Source organism: Actinomadura livida, assembly GCF_014648675.1.
GTDB lineage: Bacteria > Actinomycetota > Actinomycetes > Streptosporangiales > Streptosporangiaceae > Spirillospora > Spirillospora livida.
This window is the reverse complement of sequence record NZ_BMRO01000007.1, coordinates 13,011-36,370: the sequence shown is the minus strand read 5'-3', so window position 1 is coordinate 36,370 and position 23,360 is coordinate 13,011. Positions and strand designations below refer to the sequence as shown.

The 23,360-nt window shown below is 73.0% G+C and carries 29 protein-coding genes; 6 read left to right on the top strand and 23 right to left on the bottom strand.

The features are described 5' to 3' along the window. Positions 1–8 precede the first annotated feature (8 nt). From IEZ03_RS17635 to IEZ03_RS17625, 3 genes are read right to left on the bottom strand one after another with little or no spacing between them, the layout of a single operon-like run. Entirely contained in the window at positions 9–584 is a 576-nt protein-coding gene (locus IEZ03_RS17635; RefSeq protein WP_184881530.1) for a DNA-3-methyladenine glycosylase I, read from the bottom strand. Between the two features lie 14 nt (positions 585–598). Then, on the bottom strand, positions 599–1,027 hold the full coding sequence (locus tag IEZ03_RS17630) for an SRPBCC family protein (RefSeq protein WP_184881528.1): 429 nt from the start codon (positions 1,025–1,027) through the stop codon (positions 599–601). Next, positions 1,024–1,476, bottom strand: a complete 453-nt coding sequence (locus tag IEZ03_RS17625; protein WP_184881526.1) for a hypothetical protein — start codon at positions 1,474–1,476, stop codon at positions 1,024–1,026. Before IEZ03_RS17625 ends, IEZ03_RS17630 begins: the two co-directional genes overlap by 4 nt. 73 nt (positions 1,477–1,549) lie before the next feature. On the opposite strand from IEZ03_RS17625, the gene IEZ03_RS17620 reads away from it, so the two are divergent. Next, positions 1,550–1,867, top strand: a complete 318-nt coding sequence (locus IEZ03_RS17620) for a hypothetical protein (RefSeq protein ID WP_184881525.1) — start codon at positions 1,550–1,552, stop codon at positions 1,865–1,867. Positions 1,868–1,871: 4 nt separating this feature from the next. On the opposite strand, the gene IEZ03_RS17615 is transcribed toward IEZ03_RS17620, so the two are convergent. The 7 genes from IEZ03_RS17615 to IEZ03_RS17585 form a co-directional block, all read right to left on the bottom strand. After that, the gene (locus IEZ03_RS17615; protein WP_184881523.1) at positions 1,872–3,227 is read right to left on the bottom strand and encodes an alkaline phosphatase PhoX; all 1,356 of its coding nucleotides are present in this window, start codon (positions 3,225–3,227) and stop codon (positions 1,872–1,874) included. 68 nt (positions 3,228–3,295) lie between these two features. Continuing rightward, positions 3,296–4,150, bottom strand: coding sequence for an inositol monophosphatase family protein (locus IEZ03_RS17610; protein ID WP_184881521.1), 855 nt, complete (start codon positions 4,148–4,150; stop codon positions 3,296–3,298). A 105-nt stretch (positions 4,151–4,255) separates the two neighbouring features. Continuing rightward, entirely contained in the window at positions 4,256–4,858 is a 603-nt protein-coding gene (locus tag IEZ03_RS17605; RefSeq protein WP_229808363.1) for an LOG family protein, read from the bottom strand. A gap of 37 nt (positions 4,859–4,895) precedes the next feature. Beyond that, entirely contained in the window at positions 4,896–6,500 is a 1,605-nt protein-coding gene (locus IEZ03_RS17600) for an ABC transporter permease (RefSeq protein WP_184881518.1), read from the bottom strand. Further along, positions 6,497–7,408 (bottom strand): ABC transporter ATP-binding protein, encoded by a 912-nt coding sequence (locus IEZ03_RS17595; RefSeq protein WP_184881516.1) that lies wholly within the window; start codon positions 7,406–7,408, stop codon positions 6,497–6,499. The genes IEZ03_RS17600 and IEZ03_RS17595 overlap by 4 nt, the downstream gene beginning before the upstream one ends. Next, positions 7,405–8,073 carry a TetR/AcrR family transcriptional regulator gene (locus IEZ03_RS17590; RefSeq protein WP_184881514.1) on the bottom strand — a complete coding sequence of 223 codons (669 nt, stop codon included), beginning with the start codon at positions 8,071–8,073 and terminating at the stop codon, positions 7,405–7,407. The genes IEZ03_RS17595 and IEZ03_RS17590 overlap by 4 nt, the downstream gene beginning before the upstream one ends. 79 nt (positions 8,074–8,152) lie before the next feature. Next, positions 8,153–9,223: a S1C family serine protease gene (locus tag IEZ03_RS17585; RefSeq protein WP_229808362.1), complete on the bottom strand. Its 1,071-nt coding sequence runs from the start codon at positions 9,221–9,223 to the stop codon at positions 8,153–8,155. 193 nt (positions 9,224–9,416) lie between these two features. On the opposite strand from IEZ03_RS17585, the gene IEZ03_RS17580 reads away from it, so the two are divergent. Continuing rightward, positions 9,417–9,773 (top strand): helix-turn-helix transcriptional regulator, encoded by a 357-nt coding sequence (locus tag IEZ03_RS17580; RefSeq protein WP_229808361.1) that lies wholly within the window; start codon positions 9,417–9,419, stop codon positions 9,771–9,773. A gap of 19 nt (positions 9,774–9,792) precedes the next feature. Here IEZ03_RS17580 and IEZ03_RS38855 read toward each other — a convergent pair whose 3' ends face one another. The 9 genes from IEZ03_RS38855 to IEZ03_RS17540 are packed head-to-tail and all read right to left on the bottom strand — an operon-like array spanning position 9,793 to position 16,445. Further along, the gene (locus IEZ03_RS38855) at positions 9,793–9,903 is read right to left on the bottom strand and encodes a DUF6893 family small protein (RefSeq protein ID WP_373293636.1); all 111 of its coding nucleotides are present in this window, start codon (positions 9,901–9,903) and stop codon (positions 9,793–9,795) included. 20 nt (positions 9,904–9,923) lie between these two features. Then, positions 9,924–10,133 (bottom strand): hypothetical protein, encoded by a 210-nt coding sequence (locus IEZ03_RS17575; RefSeq protein ID WP_184881513.1) that lies wholly within the window; start codon positions 10,131–10,133, stop codon positions 9,924–9,926. Beyond that, positions 10,133–10,756 carry a DUF5947 family protein gene (locus IEZ03_RS17570; protein WP_184881511.1) on the bottom strand — a complete coding sequence of 208 codons (624 nt, stop codon included), beginning with the start codon at positions 10,754–10,756 and terminating at the stop codon, positions 10,133–10,135. The genes IEZ03_RS17575 and IEZ03_RS17570 overlap by 1 nt, the downstream gene beginning before the upstream one ends. Beyond that, positions 10,753–11,307 carry a NifU-related iron-sulfur-binding protein gene (locus IEZ03_RS17565; protein ID WP_184881509.1) on the bottom strand — a complete coding sequence of 185 codons (555 nt, stop codon included), beginning with the start codon at positions 11,305–11,307 and terminating at the stop codon, positions 10,753–10,755. Before IEZ03_RS17565 ends, IEZ03_RS17570 begins: the two co-directional genes overlap by 4 nt. Then, a complete protein-coding gene (locus IEZ03_RS17560) occupies positions 11,300–13,093 on the bottom strand; it encodes a nickel-dependent hydrogenase large subunit (protein ID WP_184881507.1) in 1,794 nt (597 codons plus the stop codon). The genes IEZ03_RS17565 and IEZ03_RS17560 overlap by 8 nt, the downstream gene beginning before the upstream one ends. Before the next feature lie 32 nt (positions 13,094–13,125). Then, positions 13,126–14,163: an NADH-quinone oxidoreductase subunit B family protein gene (locus tag IEZ03_RS17555; protein ID WP_229808360.1), complete on the bottom strand. Its 1,038-nt coding sequence runs from the start codon at positions 14,161–14,163 to the stop codon at positions 13,126–13,128. An 11-nt stretch (positions 14,164–14,174) separates the two neighbouring features. Further along, positions 14,175–14,537, bottom strand: coding sequence for a hydrogenase maturation nickel metallochaperone HypA (locus IEZ03_RS17550; RefSeq protein WP_184881505.1), 363 nt, complete (start codon positions 14,535–14,537; stop codon positions 14,175–14,177). After that, complete coding sequence (locus IEZ03_RS17545) at positions 14,530–15,075, bottom strand: hydrogenase maturation protease (RefSeq protein ID WP_184881503.1); 546 nt, start codon at positions 15,073–15,075, stop codon at positions 14,530–14,532. Before IEZ03_RS17545 ends, IEZ03_RS17550 begins: the two co-directional genes overlap by 8 nt. Further along, complete coding sequence (locus IEZ03_RS17540; RefSeq protein ID WP_229808359.1) at positions 15,072–16,445, bottom strand: hypothetical protein; 1,374 nt, start codon at positions 16,443–16,445, stop codon at positions 15,072–15,074. The genes IEZ03_RS17545 and IEZ03_RS17540 overlap by 4 nt, the downstream gene beginning before the upstream one ends. 201 nt (positions 16,446–16,646) lie before the next feature. Between IEZ03_RS17540 and IEZ03_RS17535 the strand changes: the two genes are divergently transcribed. Beyond that, entirely contained in the window at positions 16,647–17,192 is a 546-nt protein-coding gene (locus IEZ03_RS17535; RefSeq protein ID WP_184881501.1) for a hypothetical protein, read from the top strand. Here IEZ03_RS17535 and IEZ03_RS17530 read toward each other — a convergent pair. Beyond that, complete coding sequence (locus IEZ03_RS17530; protein ID WP_184881499.1) at positions 17,131–17,727, bottom strand: TetR/AcrR family transcriptional regulator; 597 nt, start codon at positions 17,725–17,727, stop codon at positions 17,131–17,133. The two genes, IEZ03_RS17535 and IEZ03_RS17530, sit on opposite strands and share 62 nt — an antisense overlap. Here IEZ03_RS17530 and IEZ03_RS17525 point away from each other — a divergent pair. Then, complete coding sequence (locus IEZ03_RS17525) at positions 17,669–18,727, top strand: NAD(P)-dependent oxidoreductase (RefSeq protein WP_308427979.1); 1,059 nt, start codon at positions 17,669–17,671, stop codon at positions 18,725–18,727. The genes IEZ03_RS17530 and IEZ03_RS17525 overlap by 59 nt on opposite strands. A gap of 6 nt (positions 18,728–18,733) precedes the next feature. Here the strand turns inward: IEZ03_RS17525 and IEZ03_RS17520 are convergent, their stop codons facing one another. Both IEZ03_RS17520 and dapE read right to left on the bottom strand, forming a co-directional pair. Then, positions 18,734–19,549: an LOG family protein gene (locus IEZ03_RS17520; RefSeq protein ID WP_184881495.1), complete on the bottom strand. Its 816-nt coding sequence runs from the start codon at positions 19,547–19,549 to the stop codon at positions 18,734–18,736. Then, a complete protein-coding gene (dapE, locus tag IEZ03_RS17515) occupies positions 19,546–20,622 on the bottom strand; it encodes a succinyl-diaminopimelate desuccinylase (protein ID WP_184881493.1) in 1,077 nt (358 codons plus the stop codon). Before dapE ends, IEZ03_RS17520 begins: the two co-directional genes overlap by 4 nt. 28 nt (positions 20,623–20,650) lie before the next feature. Between dapE and IEZ03_RS17510 the strand changes: the two genes are divergently transcribed. After that, positions 20,651–21,358 carry a 4'-phosphopantetheinyl transferase family protein gene (locus IEZ03_RS17510; protein WP_184890400.1) on the top strand — a complete coding sequence of 236 codons (708 nt, stop codon included), beginning with the start codon at positions 20,651–20,653 and terminating at the stop codon, positions 21,356–21,358. A gap of 28 nt (positions 21,359–21,386) precedes the next feature. Here the strand turns inward: IEZ03_RS17510 and IEZ03_RS17505 are convergent, their stop codons facing one another. Beyond that, positions 21,387–22,223: a 2,3,4,5-tetrahydropyridine-2,6-dicarboxylate N-succinyltransferase gene (locus tag IEZ03_RS17505; protein WP_184881491.1), complete on the bottom strand. Its 837-nt coding sequence runs from the start codon at positions 22,221–22,223 to the stop codon at positions 21,387–21,389. Positions 22,224–22,267: 44 nt separating this feature from the next. On the opposite strand from IEZ03_RS17505, the gene IEZ03_RS17500 reads away from it, so the two are divergent. Next, positions 22,268–23,194 (top strand): hypothetical protein, encoded by a 927-nt coding sequence (locus IEZ03_RS17500; protein WP_229808358.1) that lies wholly within the window; start codon positions 22,268–22,270, stop codon positions 23,192–23,194. The last annotated feature ends 166 nt before the right edge of the window (positions 23,195–23,360 follow it).

The following is a 23,360-nucleotide window of genomic DNA, read 5'->3' as shown; positions in this document are numbered from 1 at the left end:
TGGGGGGCCTACCGGTAGGCGCCGTGCCGGTGGCAGCCGGTCAGATGGTCGTCGACCAGGCCGCACGCCTGCATGAGGGCGTAGGCGGTGGTGGGGCCGACGAAGCGGAAACCGTGCTTCTTCAGCTCCTTGGCCAGGGCCTTCGACCCGTCGGTGTACGCGGGCACGTCCGCCGTGTCCGCGTACGCCGGCGCATCGGGGTCGGCGTAGCGCCACGCGGTCGCGGCCAGGCCGCCGGGGAGGTCGAGCGCGGCGCGGGCGTTGCCGATCGCCGCCTCGATCTTCGCCCGGTTGCGGACGATGGCGGCGTCGCCCAGCAGGCGCTCGACGTCGGCGGGGCCGAACGCGGCGACCTTCGCCAGGTCGAACCCGGCGAACGCGGCGCGGAAGCCCTCGCGCTTGCGCAGGATCGTCAGCCACGACAGCCCGGACTGGAACGCCTCCAGGCAGAGCCGCTCGTAGAGACCCTGGTCGTCGCGGACGGGGCGGCCCCATTCCCGATCGTGGTAGGCGACGTAGTCGGGCGTCGACAGGCCCCAGGGGCAGCGGGCCAGCCCGTCCTCGCCGCGGATGGCGGTGCTCACCCGCCCGTTCTACCTCACGCCCGCGACAGAACGGCCAGCCGGCGCAGGCCGAGGGTCATGAACGCCTTCACGACCGGGCCCGCGACGATCCATCCGGCACGGCCCAGCGGGCCGAGCGGCAGGTCGACGCGCTCGGCCCAGACGATCCGGCTGCCGGAGCCCTCGGGGACGACCATGAACCACGCCTCGCCGCGCACGACGCGCCCGGTGTGCCGCACCGCGACGCGGCGGCCGTCCCGCCAGTCGGTGATCACCATCGTGTCGAGGAAGCCGACCGGCCCGATGCCCGTCCAGCCCCGGATCTCGTCGCCGACCTTGTCGCCGCCCTCCGCGCGGGTGAACGGCATCCACTCGCCGTGCCGGCGCCAGTCGGTGAGGACCTCGAAGACGCGTTCCGCCGGCGCGTCGGAGACGGCCTCGGCGTGGACGGCGACGACGCTCACCGGTGGTCCTCCTTCGCGCCGCCGACCGGCTCGTCCTCTGTGCGGCCGTCGACGGCTCCGCCCGCGGCGGTCTCCTCGCGCGCCGGCGGCGTGCCGTTCCAGCTCGGCTCCTCCAGGCCGTGCAGGGCGCCGACCGGGCCGGGGTCCTCTGGGATGCCGTGCAGCTCCCGGAGCCGCTGCTCAAGTTCGGCCACGCGGGCGTCGCGCTCGTACAGCGCGTCGGCGAGGCGGTGCAGGGCCTCGTCCGTCAGCTGCGGCTGATAGCCCCAGAACGTGCGGGGCAGCCGCAGCCGGGCGACGTCGTCCCCGGTGATGGGACGGCCGTCCGCGCCGCCCGGGAGCGGCGGATAGTCCGGATGGGTCTCGGCCAGCTCGCCGCCCCTGCCCATGGCGAGGGCGACGACGGCGCCCAGCACGGCCAGGCCGGCCAGGACGAGGACCACGGCCACGATCAGGCTCCGTTCTGCTCGCACCCCACTGGGAAGACGTTCCCCAGTCCCCGATCGTGCCACGCTTGGCGGTATGGGGATGCAAGAGCGGAGAGTCCTTTCACCGGACGCGCCGGTTCCGGACGGCGTCGTGGACGCCGGCACGGCACCGGCGACCAGCCGGATCGAGCGGCTGACGGCCGGTGACGCCGTGGTCCTGGTCACATTGGAGACGGACGCGCCGGAGCCCGACCCCGCGCTGCTGGCCGCCGCGTCCGTCTACGCGTGGCTGGGCGTGAAGCTGTTCCGCGTACCGGAGTCACAGGCGGAAGCGGTGAGCGAGGTCCTGGACATGGTCGCGTCCATAGAGGGCACCCGCCCACCGGCGGTATCCCGCCGAGGACTCGCCTGAAGGGTCAGCCGCGTAGGCGGTGCCAGGGGCCCTTGACCGCGAAGGTCGCGCCCGGGTCCGACTGGCGGTTGAAGAACAGGATGCGCCCGTCCGGCGAGAAGGTGACGCCGGTGAACTCGCTGCCGTTCAGGGCGTTGCGGGCCATCGCGAACGGCCGGTCCTTGCGGGTGGTGCCGACGAGGTACTGCTCGCCGTCGCCGTCCTCGGCCAGGATCACGCCGCCGCCGTACGGGGAGAGGGTGATGTTGTCCGGGCCGTCAAAGCGGCCGCCGGGCTTGAAGATGAGCTGGAGTTCCACCTCGTTGCGGCGCGGGTCGTAGGTCCAGACCTGGCCCGCGTGGTCGCCCGCGGCGCCGTCGTCCGTGCTGGAGAAGCTCGCGACGAAGTACGCCTTGCCGTGGCCCCACCAGGCGCCTTCGAGCTTCTGGCTCCGCGTGATCCGGTCGTCCTCGAACTGCTTGCGGATGGACGTCCGCTTCGCCAGCGGGTCGGGGACGTCCACCCAGCGGGCGGGCAGCCGGGTGCCGGGCTCGGTGACGAGCGACAGGTCCGGGACGCCCGGGACCTTCAGCGCCTCCAGCGTCCCGCCCGCGAGGTAGGAGTGGTAGCCGCCGCGGTGGGCGCGGGGACGGAACCGGAAGAACAGGCCGAACGGCCGGGACGCGTCCTCGGTGAGGTAGGCGACGTTGGTGTGCGGGTCGACGGCGACGGCCTCGTGCGCGAACCGGCCGAGGGCGGTCAGCGGGACGGGCTCGGTGCGCCTGCCGTGGGGGTCGACCTCGAAGACCCAGCCGTGGCTCTTGGTCTCGCCGCTGAAGCCCTCGGTCTCCTCGCAGGTCAGCCACGATCCCCAGGGGGTGCGGCCACCGGCGCAGTTGACGGCCGTCCCGGCCAGGCTGACGTACTGCGACACCAGGTCGCCGTCGCGGTCGACCTCCAGGGTGGTGGTGCCGCCGGTCGCGGCCGGGTCGTAGGTGAGCTCGCGCGGCCCGACGGTGGGGGTGCCGTTGTTGCTCTGCTCGTGGTTGCGCACCAGGAGCGTGTGGCCGCGCCCATGGCCGCGGCCGTGCCCGGGGTGGCCCTGGCCGCGGGCCGGGAAGGTGGCCATGCCGTCGTGGTGGCCGGGGACGACGACGCCCTTGGAGATCGGGTCGCCCTCCACCGACATCACCTTGTACGAGAATCCCTTGGGCAGATCAAGCACGCCCTTGGGGTCGGGGATCAGGGGGCCGTAGCCGTACGCCTCTCCGGTGTCTGCGCCGGCGGAGGTCTGGAAGATGCCTTCCAGGCTTCCGGCGAGTGCGATGGACAGCGCGCCGGCCGCGCCGCCCTTGACGACTCCGCGACGGGTCACGGACATGGGGGGACTCCTTCACGTGAGGGATCACGCGGGAGCCTGGCGGCCGCCCCTGAACCGCCGGTTAACGATCACCGGACGGGCGGGAAATCCCCGGGGCACTCTTGTGCGGTGAGGTCGGCGACCTCGGCGATGGCGGAGCCGGCGAGGTCGAATCCGGCGACGCACGCGAGGTAGCCGGGGGCGTCCCAGTCGTCGCCGCCGGGCTTCCCGCGGAGCGGGAGGTAGGTGCCGCCCGCCTGCCTGACCAGCAGCAGCCCGGCCGCGATGTCGTAGGCGTTGATCCACGAGTCGTAGGCGACGTCCGTCCAGCCCGCCGCGACGTGCGCGAGGGTCAGCGCGGCGCTGCCGGGCCTGCGCACGGTGGCGAACGCGCCGATGAGGTCCCCGTAGCGCCGCAGCGTCTCCGTCCGGTCGCCCTCGGCCAGGTCGTGCGGGCTCGGGTAGGAGGTGGCGAGCACGGCGCCCCGGTCGCCGGTCGCGCCGTTGCTCCGGATCGGCTCGCCGTTGCAGGTCGCGCCGTCCAGGGACGCGGTGAACATGTCGTCGCGGATCGGGTCGTACACCACGCCCGCGACCAGCTCGCCGTCCGCGACGGCCGCGATGGACGTGCAGAAGAACGGCAGCCCGACCGCGAAGTTGGCCGTCCCGTCGATGGGGTCGACGTACCAGCGGACGCGGTCGTCCCGGCCCTGGACGCCGCCCTCCTCCCCCACGACGACGCAGCCCGGGGTCTGCTCGTCGAGCACTTCCCGGATGGTCTCCTCCGCGGCGCGGTCGTGCTCGGTGACCGGGTCGTGGAAGTCCAGCTTGAGGTCGATCCCGGGACGGGAGCGGAACGCCGTCCGCAGCCGGTCGCCGGTCGTGCGGGCGGCGAGCTCGGCGATCGCGGCCAGTTCCCGTGAGGCGGGCACGTCGGCGTTCATCGGTCTCCTAGGGGCCGGTTCATGGGCGCGCACGCTTCGACGGTATCCGAGGGTGCGCGACCACCGGTCCGGGAGCACCCGCCGCGGGCACCGGCGGGTGAGTGGTCAGAGTTGGGTCTCCGCGTAGTCGCTCGCGGAGAACTCGATGCGGGGCTGGGAGCGCTCGAGGAAGTCGAACGCCTCGGGGACGGTGGTCGTCCAGCCGATCGCGTCCCAGATGCGGTGGCGGGCGAAGCCCTGCTCGGTGAGGCTCACCATCAGCTCGCGGAGCGGGTCGTAGACGCCGGTCGGGTCGAGGATGACGACGGGTTTCTCGTGCATGGACAGGACCCGGGCCGTCCACACCTCGAACAGCTCCTCCAGCGTGCCGATGCCGCCGGGCAGGATGAGGAACGCGTCGCTGCGCTCGTCCATCTCGCCCTTGCGGGTCCGCATGTCGGGGGTGACGATCAGCTCGTCGTTGTCCTCGTCGGAGATCTCGACGCTGACGAGGCCCTCGGGGATCACCCCGACGGTGCGGGCGCCGCCCGCCCGCGCGGCGCGGGCCACGGCGCCCATGCACGACACCTGGGCGCCGCCGCTGACCAGGCTGTGGCCCCGCCGGGCCAGCTCGGTGCCGACGTCCGCGGCGAGGTCGACGTGGCGGCGGTCGATCCTGCCGCTGGACGAGCAGAACACGCAGACGGCAAGCGGCTTCGCAGTGGTCACCGGGCCAATTTAACCGCTGACCGGCCCGGGCGCCCCGCTAGTTGGCAGCGATGTCCCTGCGCCGGAAGCCGAGCATGCCCGCGGCGGACAGGACGGCGGTCAGCGCCACCAGCCAGGCGAAGGGCACGGCGGTGAACGCGGCGCCGGGGAGCTTCGGGACGTGGGTGAACGGCGACACGTTCAGCACCCACTGGTCCAGGTCGAGCGCCGGGCCGAACATCGTGATCACGATGAACGCCCCGACCGCGGCCCAGACCGCGCCGGTGAACCGGGGCGCCAGCCCGAACAGGGCGAGGGCGATCGCCGCGACCAGCCAGACGGCGGGCAGCTGCGCCAGCGCCGCCCCGAGGACCCGCGGCAGCTCGCGGCCGACGTCGCCGACGTTCAGCCCGTGCGCCAGCCCGGCGGCGGCGCCCGCGACGGCCATCGCGGCGGCGGGCCCCAGCAGGACGAACACCAGGTGCCCGGCCGCCCACCGCAGCCGGGTGGTCGCCGTGGCGAGCAGCGGCTCGGCGCGCTGGCCGGTCTCCTCCGCCCGCATGCGCAGCGTGGCCGAGACCGCGTAGGCCGCGGCGATCAGGCCGAGGATGCCCATCGCCGAGGCGAAGAAGGCGTCGGTGATCCCGGCCTGCCCGCCGATGCTCCTGAAGAACTCCGCCAGCTCGGGGCTGTCCCGCACCATGTCCCGTACTCCGCCGGCGACGGCGCCGTACACGACGCCCAGCGCGGCGAACCCGGCGAGCCAGCCGTACAGGGCCCGGCTGTGGAGCCGCCACCCGAGTCCGAAGGGCCCGGACAACCGAGGTGAGGCGCCGGTGGGCCCGAGCTTCGGCGGCAGGATGCCCGCGCCGACGTCGCGGCGCGCCGAGAGCGCCGCGGCCGCCGCCATCAGCGCCGCGACGAGCACCGCGACCACGGCGAACGTCCACCAGCGCTCTCCGCCGTAGGGGCGTGCCCGCTGCGCCCAGCCGAACGGGGAGAGCCAGCCGAGCCACGACAGCGCGTTGCCCTCGCCGCCGACGTCGGCGGCCATCCGGACGACGAACGCGCCGCCGAGCGCGCCGACGGCCGCTCCCCTGGCCGCGCCGGCGCCCTCGCTGAGCTGGGCGGTGATGCCGGCGACCGCCGCGAACACCCAGCCGCCGGCCGCGAACTGGAGGCCGAAGGCCAGCGACCCGGCGAGGGGCAGGCCCTGGGCGGCCATGCCGGCGGCGAGGAGCACGGCGATCGCGAGGTTGGCGGCCAGCGTGACGGCGAGCGCGGCGGCCAGGCCCGCGCCGCGGCCGGTGACGGTGGCGCCGAGCAGCTCGCGGCGCCCGGCCTCCTCCTCGGCCCGGGTGTGCCGGATGACCGTCAGCGCGCTGATCACGCCGATCACCACGGGCATGAACCCGGCGCGCTGGACGATGATGCCGCCGAGGTCGCCGCTGTACAGCGGCCCGTAGAGCGCCAGGAACGTCGGGTTCGTCCCCGTGGTCCCCGCGTACTGGAGCCGGTCGGCGGCGGTGGGGAGCAGCGCCTCGGTGGCGGGGACGAGGTTGACCGTCACCAGAGCGGGCGCCAGCACCCACAGGGGGAGGAGGAACCGGTCGCGCCGCAGCACGAGCCTGATCAGCCCCCCGGTGCCCGCGAGCCCGCTCATGTCGCGGCCTTCTCGGCGAGTTCGTCCTTGTAGTGCCGCAGGAACAGCTCCTCCAGCGTCGGCGGGCGGCTGACCAGGCTCCGGACGCCGACCTCGGTGAGGCTGCGCAGCGCGTCGTCCAGCCGGGGCGTGTCCACCTCGAACCGGATGGTCGTCCCGTCTATCTCGACGTCGTGGGCGCCCGGCAGCGGGAGCCCGTCCGGCGGCGCCGCCAGCTCGGCGTGGATCGAGGTGCGGGTCAGGTGCCGCAGCTCGTCCAGGGTGCCGGACTCGACCGCGGCGCCCTTCCGGATGATCGTGACCCGGTCGCACAGCGCCTCGACCTCGGACAGGATGTGGCTGGACAGCAGGACGGTGCGCCCCTCGTCCCGCGCCTCGCGGACGCACTGCTGGAAGACCTCCTCCATGAGGGGGTCGAGGCCGGAGGTGGGCTCGTCCAGGAGCAGCAGCTCGGCGTCGGAGGCCAGCGCGGCGACGAGGCCGACCTTCTGCCGGTTGCCCTTGGAGTAGGCGCGGCCCTTCTTGCGCGGGTCGAGCTCGAACCGCTCCAGCAGCTCGGCCTTGCGGCGCTCGTCGGTCCCGTCGCGCATCCGGCCGAGCAGGTCGATCACCTCGCCGCCGGACAGGTTCGGCCACAGCGTCACGTCGCCGGGGACGTAGGCGAGCCGGCGGTGCAGTTCGGTGGCGTCGCGCCAGGGGTCGCCGCCGAGCAGCCGGGCGGTGCCCGCGTCGGCGCGCAGCAGGCCGAGCAGGACCCTGATGGCGGTCGACTTCCCGGATCCGTTCGGGCCCAGGAAGCCGTGCACCTCGCCTTGCCGGACGGTCAGGTCAAGGCCGTCCAGTGCGCGGGTGCGGCCGAAGTTCTTGACCAGGCCGGATACCTGGACGGGGGGTTGGTTCGCTGTCACCGGTCCTCCTCGGCGGGGGGTCGCACGCCCTCCGCGATCATGGTCTTCAGGGCGCGGCGGGTCTGCTCGACCAGCTCGGGGGTGAGGAGCCGGTCGTCCAGGACGTCGATCATCGCGAGGGCGAGCCGGGGGTAGCCGTCGCCCAGCAGGACGTCGCCGCCGAGGGCGCGGGAGAGGTGCTCGTTGAGCACGATCACCCCGAAGCTGATGGCGGTCATGACGGCGGCGTAGGCGTGCAGATCGTCGGTCTCGGCCTTGGCCATCCCGGGGGCCCCCTGGCCGAGGACCTCCTCGCTGAACTTCACGGCGTCGTCGAACAGCGTGCGGGCGGCCTCGGAGTCGTCGGCCAGGGTGCGCGCCAGGTAGAGCTGGATGGGCCGGGCCGTCCGCATGGCGATCGACAGGAAGTCCGGGCTGCCCATGCCGCCGGCGAGCGCGTCCCGCTTGATCTCGCGGATGCTCTCGATGACGTGCTCGTCGCACGCCCGGCGCAGTGCCTCCTTCGTCCCGAAGTGGTGCTGGACCAGCGCGGGCGACACTCCGGCGGACTTCGCGATCCCCCGGATCGTCGCGCCCTTGACCCCTTGCTCCGCGAACTCCAGCAGCGCCGCGTCCCTGATCCGGGCGCGCCCGGTCAGGTCCTCGGGCCGCGCTCCTCGTGCCATCCCGCTCACCTGTACGCATGTTCAGCAGACTGTACGTTTGTACACTGTACTCCCGTACAGGCGAGGCGTCCAGAAGGGGTCAGCCGCCCCCGGGGAGCTCGCCGAGCGTCACCTTGACCTCCTCCTTCGAGCCGTCCTGCTTCTGGATCTCGACCGGCACGGTGTTGCCGGGGTCGAGGTTCGCCAGGACGCTGGTCAGCGCCGTCTGGTCCGGTGTCGGGGTGCCGTTCACCGACAGGATCAGATGGCCGGGCTCGATGCCCGCCTTGGCGGCGCCGCTGTTCCGCGTGACCTCCACCACGGCGACCGCGGACCCCTGGCCGCTCTCCGGGTCGATGAGCGTCCGCACCACCACGCCGAGCGCCGCCCGGCCCGAACTGGAGACCTCGCCGGACCTGATGAGCTGCGGGACGATCCGCTTCACGGTGTCGCTCGGCGTCGCGAACCCGATGCCGGGCGCCGCTCCCCCGGCCCCCGGGTCCTGGGCGGCGGCGGTCGGGACGCCGATGACCTCGCCGTTGAGCGTGACGAGGGCGCCGCCGCTGTTGCCCGGGTTGATCGGCGCGCTCGTCTGGACGGCGTCGGCGATGGTCGAGCCGGAGAAGTCGCCCTCGCCCTGGGTCGAGACCGTCCGGTGCAACGCGGACACGATTCCGTTGGTCACGCTTCCGGCCAGGCCCAGCGGGTTGCCCATGGCCAGGACCATCTGCCCGACCTCCAGCTTGGTGGAGTCGCCCCACGCGGCCGCCTTGAGGGAGCCGCCGTCCACCTTGACCACCGCCAGGTCGTCGGGGGCGAACGCGCCCACGAGCCTGGCCTTCTGCGGTGAGCCGCCGCTGGAAGCCGTGACCCGTATCTCCCGCGCCCCGGCCACCACGTGGGCGTTGGTGACGATGTGGCCCTGGTCGTCGAACACGACGCCCGAGCCCTCTCCCCCGCCCGTCTCGATCTTCACCACCGAGGGCAGCACGGTGTCGACGACCCGCTCGAACTGCTCCTGCACCTCGGCCGCCGCCCCCGTCGCCGCCACCGGGGTCGGGGCCGCCCCGGCCGTCTCACCGGCATCGCCGTCGCCGCCGCCGCTGCATCCGGCCGCCAGGAGCAGGCCCATCGCCGCCGCGCACGCTTTCACGCTCGTGTTCCGGTTCACTTTCCACCTCCGACGGATTGGTTCCCGCGTCGCGGAGAACAGGCATGGAACCGGTCAGGACTTCGCCATGGCGCAGGGGGGATTTCGGAATGCGGCGTTAGGGGACCGGCGGAACGGAAAGCCGTCCTTCGGGGTCACCGCCGTCCGGAGCGCAGCGAGGAGTGGAATGGTGTGCGGCAGCGAGATCCGTGGCATGCTCCAGCCCTTCCTGCTCCTGCTGATCTACCAGCGGCCGGACCACGGCTACGAGCTGATCGAGCGGCTCGCCAGGATGGGCGTCGCGGACGTCGAGCCGGGGCACGCCTACCGGGTGCTGCGCGGCCTGGAGCGGGAGCGGCTGCTGACGTCGAGCTGGGTCCCCTCGGACGCCGGGCCCGCCCGCCGGCGCTACGAGCTGACGGCGGAGGGCCTCACCGAGCTGCGGGCGCGGATGTCGGGCCTGGCCCGGTTCGGGACCGTCCTCGATTCCTTCCTGCTGCTGTGGAGGGAGAAGCCGGATCCGCCCGCTTCTCCCCCCGCCCCGGTCGACGCGCGGGTGGATTCGCGCTAGCGCGCTCTCGCATGCGCTCTCACATGCGGGTCATCCGGATGTAGCGGCGCATCGCCGGCCATTCCCGCCAGATCATCGCGGCGAATCCGGCGCCGGCCACGCAGGCCGTCGCGATCATTGCCTTCCGCATTTCCTTCCCCCTCCCTCGGCTCAGCCGGGCGGCACGTTCGGCATGCTCGGCAGGATCGGATCGCGCCTGCCGGCGCGGACCCCGGTCGAGCGCCGCGAGTCGGCGGTGCCGTCCTCGTGGTGCCCGACCTCGTTCTTGTAGGCGCCCTTCTCGTTGCCCTGGCGGACGCCCTTGACGTGCGAGGGCGCGTCCGGCTTCACGTCCGGCTTCCCCACGCGGATCTCGGCCATCAGTGCTCCTTCGTCCCTGGTGAGTTCGTCTCTGTCAGGTCCGTGAAGAACGCGTCGATGTCGTCCCACACCCGGTCTCCCCCGGACAGGCCCGTCCATGACCGCCTGATCACGGCGACGAGCCGGTAGCAGTCGTCGATCGGCACGAGCCACTGCTCGTCGGCACCGCGCACCGTGTTGACCAGCAGCGCCTCGACGCCGGGGCGCAGCTCCGCGAGCCGCGGCGCGCGGGCGGTCACGTCCGCCCAGGTGCCCGGGTCCACGGTCCACTCGGTGGCGCCCATGGGGCTCGGGTAGCGGGCGGTGACGGCGCCGTCCGGTCCGGCCGTGAAGAACGCCAGCCCGACCGGGACGCCGAGCTCCGCGGCGGGCACCCCGCGGAGCCTCTCCCGGCGCCGGGGGACGAGCCGGTAGTGGCCGTATCCGGCGCCCTCCCGCTCGAACAGGAGGCCGCACGCGCGGCAGGCGCAGAGCAGCTCGCCCTTGCTCTCGTCCAGGACGTGGGCGTGCGGCTCCGGGGCGGGCGCGTCGCAGAGGCCGCAGGTGTCGGCCTCCCCGCGCGCCGCCGGGCCCGCGGCGGCGGACGCCCGCCGGATCGCCCGGTCGAGAGCCCCGGACCTCACGCGGCACCGTCCGCCGCCGTCGCGGGCGGCCGCATCAGCGCGTCGACCGGGACGAACGCCGCCGGGGCCTTCGGGGCCACGAGGTCCACCCCGGCCAACTCCGGGGCGGCCGCCAGCACGGCCTCCTGGACGAGTTCCCCGGCGGTTTCCGCGCCGCCCCCGCAGCCGCCGCCCTTCAGGCCGACCCGCGCCGTCCCCGCCTCGATGCCGACGAGGTCGACCTCGAAGCCCTGCCGGTTCAGGCGCGGCCGGAGACCGTCCAGCGTCCGGGCGACGCGCCGCTCGACCGGCTCGGGATGGATGTCGTGGAGCACGAGCAGGTGGCCGACGAGGTCGTCCTCCACCAGGGCCTCGGCAGCGGCCGTGGGGATGTGCTCCATCACCCGTGCCAGGGCCTCGCCGTAGACCTCGGTCAGCATGGAGACCGAGTCGAGGGCGGTCTCGGCCGTCGCGCCGGGCGTCTGCTCCAGCCGGCCCAGCGTCTCGTCCAGCCGGGCCAGCCGGTCGGCCACCGCGCCCTCGTCCAGGCGGGATCGCGGCCCGTCATTCATGGGTCGCACCGAACATCGGCGAGTGGATCTTCTTCAGCGTCCGCCCGCCGCCGACGTACATGTGGACGCCGCACGGCAGGCACGGGTCGAAGCTGCGGACGGCGCGCATGATGTCGACGCCCTTGAACTCGTCCGGGCCGTTCTCCTCGAAGATCGGCATGTCCTGGACGGCGTCCTCGTACGGGCCGGGCGTGCCGTAGATGTCGCGCGGGCTGGCGTTCCACGGCGTCGGCGGGTACGGGTGGTAGTTCGCGATCTTCTTGTCCTTGATGACGAGGTGGTGGGACAGCACCCCGCGCACCGCCTCGTGGAACCCGCAGCCGATCGCCTCGTCGGGGACCTCGAAGTCGTCGAAGACCCGGGTGTCCCCGTCGTGGACGCGGCCGAGCGCCTGCTCGACGAAGTACACCGCCATCGCCGCCGCGTAGGCGATGAAGTAGCCGCGGGCCCGGTCGCGCTCCAGGGCGTTGGACCACTTCGGGATGCGCCATTCGAGCGTCATCTCCGGGAGCCGCTCGCCCTTCGGCAGGTTGATCTGGACGCTGGACCCGGTCGACTTCACGTACGGGGTGTCGACCAGGCCGGCCAGCGCGGTGGTGTAGAGCCGCGCGAACGGGCCGCCGCCGGTGTCCAGCGCGAGGTGCTCCCCGGTCTGCGGGTGCAGCCAGCGCGGGCTCATCACCCAGGAGTACTTCTCGTTGAAGTCGCGCTTCTGCGGCACCGGGACCGTGGTCTGGTTCCACGGGTGGCGCATGTCGACCGGGTTCCCGAGCGGGTCGAGGGTGACGAACGGGTCCTCGTTCACCCAGTCGTCGTAGTAGGAGCTGCCCAGCAGGATGCGCATGCCGAGGTTGATGTCGACCAGGTTCGTGGTGAGCAGCTCGCCGTCGATGACGATGCCGGGGGTGACGTACATCGCCTTGCCCCACCGGTCCATCGTCTCGTAGCGGTAGTCGACCACCGCCGGGTCCTGGAAGGCGCCCCAGCAGCCGAGCATGACGCGGCGGCGCCCGACCTCCTCGTAGCCCGGCAGCGCCTCGTAGAAGAAGTCGAAGACGTCGTCGTTCATCGCGACGGCCTTCTTGACGAAGTCGACGATGCCGATCAGCCGGGACAGGTAGTCGGTGAACAGGGTCGGGGTCGGCATCGTCCCGACGCCGCCCGGGTAGACGGTCGAGGGGTGCACGTGCCGCCCCTCCATCAGGCAGAACATCTCCCGGGTCGTGCGGCTGATCTGGAGGGCCTCCTTGTAGACCGCCCCCTCGAACGGGTTGAACGCCTCCATGATCTCGGCGATCGTCCGGTACCCGTGGACGGCCGCGTTCGGCGCGTCGGTGGTCTTCGCCTTCTTCAGCACGCTCGGGTTGGTGTCCTTGACCATCGCCTCGCAGAAGTCGACGAAGACGAGGTTGTCCTGGAAGAGCGTGTGGTCGAACATGTACTCGGCCGCTTCGCCGAGGTTGAGGATCCACTCGGCGAGCGGCGGGTTCTTGATGCCGTACGCCATGTTCTGCGCGTACACCGAGCACGTGGTGTGGTTGTCGCCGCAGATGCCGCAGATCCGGCTGGTGATGAAGCCCGCGTCGCGGGGGTCCTTGCCCTTCATGAACACCGAGTAGCCGCGGAACAGGGAGGACGTGCTGTGGCACTCGGCGACCCGCCGGTTCGCGAAATCGATCTTGGTGTAGATGCCGAGGTTGCCGATGATGCGGGTGATCGGGTCCCACGACATCTCCACGAGCTGCCCGGGTTCGGTCCCGGCGGGCCTCGGCGCGGTCTTCGCCATCGATGTGTCCTCTCTGACTGCTCGGGTTAGGGCTAGGGCCGCCAGCGCGGGTTGTAGCCGCTGGTCAGCACCTCACGGTTGTGGTGCCACCGGGGTTCCTTGTTCGCGGTCGCGTTGGTGAGGCCGCGCATCCGGCGGATGAAGGCGCCGTACGGTTTGATCAGCGTCGTGGAGAGGCTGCCGCCGGGCGGGGCGTCCATGAACGGCATGAACTTGTCCGGGAAGCCCGGCATGGTGCAGGCGATGCAGATGCCGCCGACGTTCGGGCAGCCGCCGACACCGCCCATCCAGCCGCGCTTGGGGACGTTGCAGTTCACCACCGGGCCCCAGCAGCCGATCTTCACCTGGCACTTCGGCGAGTTGTAGTCCTTGGAGAAGTCGGCCTGCTCGTAGTAGGCCGCTCGGTCGCAGCCCTCGTGGACCGTCTTGCCGAAGATCCACTGCGGGCGGAGCATGTCGTCCAGCGGCGGTGGCGGCGCGGAACCCGCCGCGTGCTGGAGCACCCACGTGAGCGTCTCCATGAAGTTCTCGGGCTGGACCGGGCAGCCGGGGACGTTGACGATCGGCAGTCCGCCCGCCGACCGGAAGTCCCACCCGAGGTAGTCGGCGAGCCCCATGCACCCGGTCGGGTTGCCCGCCATCGCGTGGATGCCGCCGTACGTCGCGCACGTGCCGGCCGCGACGACCGCCCACGCCCGCGGCGCGAGCCGGTCGAGCCACCAGTCGAGCGTCAGCGGCTCACCGGTCTCCGGGTCGTTGCCGAACGACGACCAGTGCCCGTCCCCGTTGATCTTCTCGTTGGGGACCGAGCCCTCCAGCACGAAGATGAACGGCTCCAACTCGCCGCGGGCCGCCGCCCGGAACGGGGCCAGGAAGTCCTCGCCGCCCTGCGTCGGCGAGAGCACCTTGTTGTACAGGTGCACCTTCGGCAGCCCCGGGATGAGCCCGTTGACCACGTCCTCGATCGAGGGCTGCCCCGACGCGGTGATCGACACGGTGTCGCCGTCGCAGCTCATGCCCTCCGAGATCCACAGGATGTGGATCTCCTTGAACCCGTTCTCGCCGTTCACGGTGTACCTCCTCAGTCGCGGGCCGGCTCAGGGGCCGGCGCGTCCACGGTGATCGACTCCAGGACGACGTCCTCCCGCCCGGCGCTCTGCACGTCGACGGAGCCGCACGCCGGGCACGCCGCCAGCGCCGTGGCGGAGTTCACCGGCGTCCGGGCGCCGCAGCGGTCGCAATGCACCGAGAGCGGCTCCAGCACCAGGTCGAGCGCGGCGTCCTCGGCCGCGGTGCCCGCCGCGGCGACCCGGACGCCCTGCTCGATCACCTCCGGGTCGACCGGGTGGCCGCCGACGCGGACCCGCATGCCCCGCACCGGGCGGCCGTCCGCCCGCCGGAGGGCCGCCTCGACGATCCCCTCGCACATCCCCACCTCATGCATTCGTCCGCTCCACTTCCCTGTTCGCCTCGTCCCGGGCCAGGTCCGCGACGAGCCGGACGGCGTCGTCCAGCGCGGCGCGCACGGGCTCGGACAGCTCCATCCGCTCCTCCAGGACGGCGGGCCGGCAGCCCACCACGAGGACGCGGCCGATCTCGCCGCCGAGCCGCCGCAGCAGCCGCAGCACGGCCGTCGGGTTCATGCCGTGCCCGTCGACGGCCGGGGGGCCGAGGGGGTCGGCGAAGTCCGCGCCGGCGACCGCGTCGTCCACGGCGGCCGCGTCCACGTGGATGACGGCGAGGGTGCCGGGCGGGCCCTCGACGCGCACCGCGTCCACCATGATCAGCGTGTCGTGCCGGCCTTCGAGCAGCTCGTAGGCCAGGTGGACGCCGCGGATGCCGTAGTCGGCGACCCGCACACCGTCCGGGAGCGCGTTCCCGTCCGGCAGGCCGTCCCGCAGGATGCGCCGGGCGACCTCCACGCCGAAGCCGTCGTCGGCGAGGAACACGTTGCCGATCCCGGCGACGAGCACCCGGCTCACCGCGGCTCACCGTCCGCGGCGGCGGGCAGGGGCTCGACCTCGTCGGGGGCGAAGTACCGGAACCGCCCGTACCACTGGTTGAGGTCGGCGGCCGGGTCGTCCTCGACGGTGACCGCGAGGTGCGTGCCGTCGTCCACGTCGGTCATCACCGCCTCGACCAGCGCGGTCCTGCCGTCCAGGAACCGGTCCTGGGGGTCGGTGCCGCGGGTTCTCGGCCGCAGCCGCACCCGGCTCCCCTTCGCGACGGGCACCCCGGCGACCACGACCCCGGCGCCGTCGCTCTCCGGCAGCGGCGTGCGGATCGTGCCGTGCAGGCGGGCGAACGCCTCCGGCGACAGGGACTCCGTCCGGTCCAGGATCGCGGCGGCCCGCGGGTCGGTGCCGCGCGCCTCGCGCTTCTCCTCGTCGGTGAGCGTCAGCGTCCGCAGCGACAGGATCTCGTCGATCTCCGTCGCGTCGTGCAGGTCGCCGGGGCTCTCCGGGGCGACCTGCGGGTGGTCGTACAGGAGGATCGGCGAGGACAGGACGGCGTGCCGGTCGCCCGGCTCTCCGGTGAGCACGGGGAAGGTGTGGACGTTCACGCACTCCCTGGCGGCCGCGGCGGCCCATTCGGGCGGGTCCAGGAGGGAGAGGAACGACCCGTCGTCGGTGCCGAGCAGGACGTGGCAGGCGAGCAGCGATCGGCACAGGGCGTCGTCGCGGGGCGCGTCCGCCGCCGTGGCGGCGTCCGTGTTGGCGATGTGCACGCGGAGCAGGTCGGCCCGGTGCGGGGCCCCGCCGGGCGCCGCGGGCGGGGTCGCCGACAGCGTCACGACGGCCGTCAGGGGCCACCGCCTGCGGACCGCGCGTCCGACGACGCGGCCCTCGCCGTCCAGGATCGGATCGGTGTCCTCGCGTCCCGGTGCACGCAGATCGAACTTCTGCTCCCCGGCCCGCAGATCCCGCAGCGGGATCCGGAAGTCGAATTCCTGCGGCACGGCCTCGTCGAAACCGACTTCCATCCGTTCCCCGGCGTTCACGAAATCGGCCGGATGAAAGGACCCCTCCGGAAGCCGCTCTTCCACACTTTTCCGCTGAGTCTGCAGAAACCGGACCCGGCACGTCACCGCGGCGTCGTCGGGCGCGCTGAGCAGGCACTCGGTCTGCTGCCACGGCGCCTCGGCCGAGCCGGCCACGCTCGTGTCGGTCAGCCCGTGCGCATCGGCCCAGGCAGGCGGCACGATGACGCCGAACTGCCAGCGCACGCGGTTCTTGCCGGACGAGCGCCGGTAGGGATAGAGCAGGTAGCCCTCGTAGAGGATCGCATCGGCCACAGCGCGGGCGTGCGCGAAACTCCTGGCGACCCTGGCCGGTCCGTTCTCCACCGACACCCCCACCCCTTCCGCAGACGGAATGCGCATGCCCGCTTCGACGCTTTCGCGCGGCGGGGCAGCACCTCAGCTATAGCAACGCGAAAAGGGGCCCGGTAAGTGACGGCGTCCAGTAAGTGCATGGCTCATATACCGCCTCCCCCGGCCCGGCGCATGTTCACCGGATCAGAGGGCAGAGATGTCACGCGCAGGGAGGTCGCCATGGGATCGCGGATGCCGGAGCGGAGCACCGGAACGGTCGTCAGGGCCGGAGCGCGGGGACTCGTCGGCGCCATGGCGATGACCGGGGTGCGGACGGTGACCGCGGCCGTCGGGCCGCGCGAGCAGAGCCCGCCCGAGGCGATCGTGGAGCAGCGCGTGCCGCTCGTCAGCGGGCTGCCCGAACGGCACGAGGCGGCGATCACCGAGCTGCTGCACTGGACCTACGGCGCCGCGGGCGGCGCGGCGTACGGGTTCCTGCCGCGCGGCGTGCGGAGCAGGCCCGCCAGCGGCCCCGTCTACGGCCTGCTCATCTGGCTCGGCTTCGAGGTCGGCATCGCCCCGCTGCTCGGCGTCCGCCACGCGCACGAGCACGGTGTCGCCTGGCGGGCGGGGACGGCCCTGGACCACCTCTTGTACGGCATCGTCGTCGGCGGGCGGCTCGCCCCCGAACCCCCGTCCGCACGCGGCCGCGCCCGCCGCCCGGTCACTCCGCTACGGCGGCGCAGGAGTCGAGGTAGGGCGCGAGTTCGCGGACCACGGTCCTGAGCGGGCGGACGCTCTGCTCGGCCCGCGCCATCAGGATCGCCCCCTCCAGCGCGCTGATCATCAACGTGGCGAGCGCCTCGGCCCTGCGGGACGGGACGCCCATCCCGGCCAGCTCCCGCGCGACGGGGCGGCGCCAGCAGGCGAACGCGGCGGCGGTCGCGGCCCGGGTCGACTCGGCGGAGTCCGCGCAGTCGACCGTCGCCGCGGCCACAGGGCAGCCCCCGGCGAAGCCCGCCGACCGGAACTCGTCGATCCACTGCTTCGCCATCGCCGCGAAGAGCCTGCCCGGGGTGGGCCGTGACATCGCGGACATGAACCGGGCGACCCGCGCGCTCGCGTAGCGGCCGGCCCACTCCACGGCCTCGTTGACGAGCTGCTCCTTGCCGCCCGGGAAGTAGTGCTGCAGCGAGCCGCGCGGCGCCCCCGCGTGGTCGGCGACCTCCCGCAGGCCGGTGGCCGTGACCCCGTCGCGGCGGATGAGCTGGGCCGCGCTGAAGACCATCCGCTCCCGCGGCCCCCGCTCGGCGTCTCCCATGCCGCCTCCCGACGCAGTTTCAAATGGCTATTGCCAGCTTCACCAGGATCATTATCATGACCGTTGTCATAACTGGCAAGGCCGGCGATCCCGGCCGGAGGCGGTGGTGGACATGGACGTCGGTTTCGTCGGGCTAGGCGTCATGGGACGGCCGATGGCGCTCAACCTCGCCCGCGCGGGCACCCGCCTCGTCGTCTGGAACCGCACCGCCGCCAGGAGCGAGGTGCTGCGCGAAGCGGGGGCGGACGTGGCCGCGAGCCCCGCGGAGGTGTGCCGGCGCGCGCGGGTCGTGCTGCTCATGCTGGCCGACGGCCCCGCCATCGACGCGGTGCTGGGACGCGGCACCCCCGGGTTCGCGGCGAACGTCGCCGGGCGCGTCATCGTCCACATGGGGACGACGTCGCCCGGCTATTCGCGCGGCCTCGAAACCGACGTGCGCGCCGCCGGGGGCCGGTACGTCGAGGCTCCCGTCTCCGGCTCGCGCGGGCCCGCCGAGACGGGGCGGCTGGTGGCGCTGCTGGCGGGCGAGCCGTCCGCCGTGGAGGCCGTCCGCCCGCTGCTCCGGCCGATGTGCCATGAGGCGTTCGTGTGCGGGGCCGTCCCGAACGCGCTGCTGATGAAGCTGTCGGTCAACCTGTTCCTGATCACGATGGTCACCGGGCTGGTGGAGGCGTTCCACTTCGCCGACCGGAACGGCCTCGACCAGGGGCTCCTCCGGGACGTCCTGGACGCGGGCCCGATGGCGAGCACCGTGTCACGGGCGAAGGCCGGCAAGCTCGTCGACCGCGACTTCACCGTCCAGGCGTCCATCGTCAACGTGCTGGACAACAACCGCCTGGTCGCCGAGGCCGCCCGCGCGTCCGGTGTCGCCTCGCCGCTGCTGGACGCCTGCCACGCCCTCTACCGCGAGACCCTCGCCCTGGGGCACGGCCAGGCGGACATGGCGGCGGTGCTCCACGCGATCGCGTCCCGGACGGCGTCCCACCGCGGCACCGGCTGACCCCGGCTACTCGGCCTGCTCGGCGTCCTGGACCTGCCGGGCGGTCTCCTTCCGGGCGCGGGCCTCGGCGATCTCCTGCTCGGCGCGGGAGTGGCCCTCGACGATGATGCGGACGGCCTCGTCCGGGTCGTCGGTGAGGTGGACCAGGTCGAGGTCATGGGCGGCGATCTTGCCGGTGGTCAGCATCCGGTCGCGGATCCAGTCCATGAGGCCGCCCCAGAACTCGGTGCCGACCAGCACGATCGGGAACCGGGTGATCTTCCCGGTCTGCACGAGGGTGATCGCCTCGAACACCTCGTCCAGCGTCCCGAACCCGCCGGGCAGGACCACGAACGCCTGCGAGTACTTGACGAACATCGTCTTGCGGACGAAGAAGTAGCGGAACTGCAGCCCGATGTCGACGTGGTCGTTGATCCCCTGCTCGAAGGGCAGCTCGATGCCGAGGCCGACCGACAGGCCGCCGCTCTCGTCGCACCCCTTGTTGGCCGCCTCCATGATCCCCGGGCCGCCGCCGGTGATCACCGCGTAACCGGCCTCGTGCAGCTTCGCGCCGATCTCCACGCCGAGCTTGTAGTCGGCGGAGTCCGGCTTGGTGCGGGCGCTGCCGAACACGCTGACCGCCTTCGGCAGCTCCGCCAGGAGGCCGAACCCCTCCACGAACTCGGCCTGGATGCGCAGCACGCGCCACGGGTCGGCGTGCACCCAGTCGACGGGGCCGCGGCTGTCCAGCAGCCGCTGGTCGGTGGTGGTCTTCGGGACGGCCCTGCCCCGCAGCGTCGCGGGCCCCTGCCGCCGGAGGGGGGACTGAGGATTCAATGTCATGAGGCCACGTTAACGGGGCCCCCCAGCCACGTGCGCATACGTCGCTCGCACTCCGCTATCAGGGGAATCTCCACGTACTCGTCGCGGGTGTGGGCGAGGGTCGGCTCGCCGGGGCCGTAGTTGACGGCCGGGATCCCGAGCTCGGCGAAGCGCGCGACGTCCGTCCAGCCGAGTTTGGCGCGGACGCCGGCGCCGCTGGCGGCGACGAACGCGGCGGCGGCCGGGTGCGTCAGCCCGGGACGCGCGGCCGACGCGCTGTCGGTGATCTTCACCGCGAAGCCGCGGAAGATTTCCCGGAGGTACGCCTCGGCGTCGGCGGGCGACTTGTCGGGCGCGAACCGGTAGTTCACCGTGACGACGCACTCGTCGGGGATGACGTTGCCCGCGACGCCGCCGCTGATGAACACGGCGTTCAGGCCCTCGTGGTACTCCAGGCCGTCCACGACCGGGCGGGCCGGCTCGTAGGCGCGCAGGACGTCCAGGATCCGCCCGGCCGCGTGGATCGCGTTGGAGCCCATCCACGCCCGCGCACTGTGCGCCCGCTCCCCCGCCGCGGTGACCTCGGCGCGCATCGTGCCCTGGCAGCCGCCCTCGATGAGCGCGCCGGTCGGCTCCATCAGCACGGCGAAGTCACCGGCGAGCAGCTCGGGGCGGGTGGCCGCGAGCCGCCGCAGCCCGTTGCGCTCGGCCTCGATCTCCTCGCACTCGTAGAAGACGTAGGTGATGTCGCGCACCGGCTCGGTGAGGGTCGCGGCGAGCCGGAGGGCGACGGCGACGCCGCTCTTCATGTCCGTCGTCCCGCAGCCGTAGAGGCGGTCGCCCTCGACGCGGGACGGCAGGTTGCCGTTCAGCGGCACGGTGTCGAGATGCCCGGCCAGGACGACCCGTTCGGCTCGGCCGAGGTCGGTGCGGGCGACGACGTTGTGGCCGTGGCGTTCGACCGTCAGGTGCGGGAGCGCGCGCAGCGCCTCCTCGACGGCGTCGGCGAGGGGCCCTTCCGCGCCGCTCACCGACTCGATGTCGACGATCGCCGCCGTGAGGTCCGCGACGTCGGAGAGAAGATCCAGCCCCATGCTCAAGTCCTATCATCGGCTCGTGGAGATGCCCGTGGGAGACGACCCTGCCGTGGAGAAAGACGCGCTGGAGTGCGCCGTCCGTTGGGCGGTCCCCGCCGACGACCCCGGGATGCGGGCGCTGCTCGACGACGGGGAGCGCGAACGCTACGAGCGTTTCATCCGCGCGGAGGACAAGGCCCGGTTCGTCACCGGGCGGTTCCTGGCGCGGACGGCGCTCGCCGAGGTCACCGGCCTGGACCCGCGGGCCATGCGGTTCAGCACCGACTGCCGGCTGTGCGCCGGCGCCCACGGCAAGCCGCGCCTCCCCGGCGCCCGCGTCGACTTCTCGCTGTCGCACTCCGGGGACCGGGTCGTCCTCGTCCTCGCCGAGGGCGCCGAGGTCGGCGTGGACGTCGAGCGGGAGAGCGACCGCGACATCGACGGGCTCGCCAAGATGGTCCTCAGCGAGCCCGAGCGGGCGGCGCTGGCGGCCATGCCCGACCGCAGGCGCGGCTTCCACGCCTACTGGAGCCGCAAGGAGGCCCTGCTGAAGGCGACCGGCCACGGCCTCGCCGCCCCGATGACCGCCATCCGCCTCACCGCGCCCGACGAGCCCCCCGAGGTCCTGGAGTGGGACGGCGAGGCGGCGGTCTCGCCGGTCCGGCTGGCCGACCTCACGCCCGGCCCCGGCTACGCCGCCGCGGCCGCCGTCCTCACCGGCCGCCCTCTCAGGATCACCGAGACCCCGCTCTAGCGGACGGCCGACACAGAGGCGCCGACGGTCACGTGTTGATGCCGTGGTCGCGGAGGATGTCGTTGAGGGACGCCTTGTCGTGCCGCTGGCCCTCTTCGAGCCGCTTGAGGATGAGCACGGCCGGGAGCCCGAACGTCCCGCCCTCGAACTCCTTGTAGCGGGTCCCGCCGACGGCGACGCACCAGTCGGGGATGCGGCCCCGGCTGATCTCCTCACCGGTCTCCACGTCGATGACCGGCATGGACGCCGACAGGTTCGTCCCGGAGCCGACGACGGCGCCCTTCCCGACCCGCGCCCCCTCGACGATCATCGAGCGGCTGCCGATCATCGCCTCGTCCTCGATGATCACGGGCTTGGCGTTCGGCGGTTCCAGTACCCCGCCGACGCCGACGCCGCCGGACAGGTGGACGTTCTTGCCGACCTGCGCGCACGAGCCCACGGTCGCCCACGTGTCGACCATCGTGCCGGAGTCGACGTAGGCGCCGATGTTGGTGAACGACGGCATCAGCACCACGCCGGGCGCCAGGTAGGAGCCCCAGCGGGCGATCGCGCCGGGGACGACGCGGACGCCGTCCAGCCGGCTCTTCAGCGGGATGCGGTCGTGGTACCGGAAGTCGCCGACCTGGGAGCGCACCATGCCGAGGACCTTGAAGCTCAGCAGGATCGCCCGCTTGGCCCGCTCGTCGACGACGACTTCGTCGGACGCGGGGTCGATGTGGGCGACGCGGGCCTCGCCGGTGTCGATCTGGTCGACGGCGGCCACGATGGCGGCCCGCGCGTCGGCGTCGTCCGGCGTGAGGTCGGCGCGCCGCTCCCACAGCTCGTCGATGCCGCCGGAGATCGGGCTGGTGAACGTTTCGGTCATGCCTCCTGAGCTTACTGGTGGCCATTCCCCGGTACCGTCTTCGCGTGGCTGTTTGGGCGAGGTTGCGGGGGCACCCCGGGAAGGTGCCCGACGCCGGCGGCGGGCGCCGCCGGCGCGGCGGTTCGGCGTGGGCGGCGGGCCTGGCGGTCGTCGTGGTGCTGCTGGCCGTCGGCGGCTACGCCCTTTTCCAGCGGGCCCGCCCCTACCTGCACGGATCCGGCTGCGAGGTCACCACGAGCGCGGGGAAGATGTCCCTGGACCTGGAGCAGGGCGCCAACGCCGCCACGATCGCCGCCGTCGCGTTCCGCAAGCGGCTCCCCGAGCGGGCCGTGGTGATCGCCTACGCGACCGCGATCCAGGAGTCGCACATCCGCAACCTGCCGGGCGGCGACCGCGACTCGGTCGGCATGTTCCAGCAGCGCCCCTCGCAGGGCTGGGGCACCCCCGACAAGCTCCGCGACCCCGTCGTGTCGACCAGCAAGTTCTTCGACGCGCTGGTCCAGGTGAAGGACTACCTCGACCACGACCTGCACGTCGCGGCGCAGGAGGTGCAGCGCAGCGCCGACGGCGACGCCTACGCCCAGCACGAGGACGAGGGCGGGCTGCTCGCGGCGGCGTTCACCGGCCGCGAGCCGGGCACGGCGCGGTGCTGGTTCCCGCCCGACAAGCGGACCGGCTCGCGCCGCCCGGACGCGCTCCGGGAGATGCGCCGCGCGTTCGGCAGCAGGCTCCAGGTGAGCGGCCCCGGCGCGCTCGCGGCCGGTGCCGCCTCCGACCCGGAGTCCTGGAACTCGGTGAAGGCCGGCAACGCCCGCGAGGGCTGGGCGGCCGCGACGTGGGCGGTGACGCACGCCCAGGTCTACGGCCTGACCGAGGTCCGCTTCGCGGGCAAGCACTGGCAGGTCGACGCGGGCCACGACGGCTGGACCCCCGACGAGTCCGCCCCGGACGACAACGTCATCATCAAGTGACCCCCTCCTGAGCCGTCTGGACGGGCACCCGCGAACCGGAGATCATTCCCGGTGGGCTGGACGGGTACTCGGTGAGGAGGCTCATGCGCGGCGGGCGGCTGGCGGGACGGTACCGGCTGGACGCGCTGCTCGGACGCGGCGGCATGGGCGAGGTCTGGCGGGCGAC

Excerpts from the sequence above, each read along its gene's own strand:
- IEZ03_RS17620 (WP_184881525.1), top strand. The coding sequence starts at position 1,550 with ATGGGGATGCAAGAGCGGAGAGTCCTTTCACCGGACGCGCCGGTTCCG.
- IEZ03_RS17615 (WP_184881523.1), bottom strand. The coding sequence starts at position 3,227 with ATGTCCGTGACCCGTCGCGGAGTCGTCAAGGGCGGCGCGGCCGGCGCG.
- IEZ03_RS17610 (WP_184881521.1), bottom strand. The coding sequence starts at position 4,150 with ATGAACGCCGACGTGCCCGCCTCACGGGAACTGGCCGCGATCGCCGAG.
- IEZ03_RS17600 (WP_184881518.1), bottom strand. The coding sequence starts at position 6,500 with ATGAGCGGGCTCGCGGGCACCGGGGGGCTGATCAGGCTCGTGCTGCGG.
- IEZ03_RS17590 (WP_184881514.1), bottom strand. The coding sequence starts at position 8,073 with ATGGCACGAGGAGCGCGGCCCGAGGACCTGACCGGGCGCGCCCGGATC.
- IEZ03_RS17580 (WP_229808361.1), top strand. The coding sequence starts at position 9,417 with ATGCTCCAGCCCTTCCTGCTCCTGCTGATCTACCAGCGGCCGGACCAC.
- IEZ03_RS38855 (WP_373293636.1), bottom strand. The coding sequence starts at position 9,903 with ATGCGGAAGGCAATGATCGCGACGGCCTGCGTGGCCGGCGCCGGATTC.
- IEZ03_RS17575 (WP_184881513.1), bottom strand. The coding sequence starts at position 10,133 with ATGGCCGAGATCCGCGTGGGGAAGCCGGACGTGAAGCCGGACGCGCCC.
- IEZ03_RS17565 (WP_184881509.1), bottom strand. The coding sequence starts at position 11,307 with ATGAATGACGGGCCGCGATCCCGCCTGGACGAGGGCGCGGTGGCCGAC.
- IEZ03_RS17560 (WP_184881507.1), bottom strand. The coding sequence starts at position 13,093 with ATGGCGAAGACCGCGCCGAGGCCCGCCGGGACCGAACCCGGGCAGCTC.
- IEZ03_RS17550 (WP_184881505.1), bottom strand. The coding sequence starts at position 14,537 with ATGCATGAGGTGGGGATGTGCGAGGGGATCGTCGAGGCGGCCCTCCGG.
- IEZ03_RS17535 (WP_184881501.1), top strand. The coding sequence starts at position 16,647 with ATGGGATCGCGGATGCCGGAGCGGAGCACCGGAACGGTCGTCAGGGCC.
- IEZ03_RS17525 (WP_308427979.1), top strand. The coding sequence starts at position 17,669 with ATGAGCTGGGCCGCGCTGAAGACCATCCGCTCCCGCGGCCCCCGCTCG.
- IEZ03_RS17530 (WP_184881499.1), bottom strand. The coding sequence starts at position 17,727 with ATGGGAGACGCCGAGCGGGGGCCGCGGGAGCGGATGGTCTTCAGCGCG.
- IEZ03_RS17520 (WP_184881495.1), bottom strand. The coding sequence starts at position 19,549 with ATGACATTGAATCCTCAGTCCCCCCTCCGGCGGCAGGGGCCCGCGACG.
- dapE (WP_184881493.1), bottom strand. The coding sequence starts at position 20,622 with ATGGGGCTGGATCTTCTCTCCGACGTCGCGGACCTCACGGCGGCGATC.
- IEZ03_RS17510 (WP_184890400.1), top strand. The coding sequence starts at position 20,651 with ATGCCCGTGGGAGACGACCCTGCCGTGGAGAAAGACGCGCTGGAGTGC.
- IEZ03_RS17505 (WP_184881491.1), bottom strand. The coding sequence starts at position 22,223 with ATGACCGAAACGTTCACCAGCCCGATCTCCGGCGGCATCGACGAGCTG.